This window comes from Bacillus sp. AFS023182, from assembly GCF_002560575.1.
GTDB classification, from domain to species: Bacteria; Bacillota; Bacilli; order Bacillales; family Bacillaceae_G; genus Bacillus_A; species Bacillus_A arachidis.
Genome location: NZ_NTRO01000094.1, coordinates 1,277 through 1,593, shown reverse-complemented (window position 1 = coordinate 1,593; position 317 = coordinate 1,277). Strand labels below are relative to the sequence as shown.

1 protein-coding gene is annotated in these 317 nt (G+C 38.2%); it reads right to left on the bottom strand.

Annotated elements, in window-relative coordinates:
• A partial coding sequence (locus CN288_RS29925) for an Rpn family recombination-promoting nuclease/putative transposase (RefSeq protein ID WP_255260061.1) occupies positions 1-317 on the bottom strand: 317 nt, incomplete at both ends.

The following is a 317-nucleotide window of genomic DNA, read 5'->3' as shown; positions in this document are numbered from 1 at the left end:
CTTGCCTCATAGGCTTGTCGGAAAGAAGAATCTTGGCTCATGCGTTCCCACTTATTCATTGCTTTTTGTAAAATTGGATCTTGATTCATGGCAATGTCCTCCAATGTTTGAGTTAAGTGTTCATCTTCATTCGCTGGAAGTAATAATAACCAACGAACAAAAGAATCTTCCCAGGGATTTACTTGTTCATTCCGCCACTGTTGCATTAACTTCGGAATCTCAACCATATGAACTTCTATATCATCACTCAATATCTTCTGTTGTTGCTTATTCCACAGGATTCCTGTTGTATGAAACGCTTCATATTCTGGAAACAT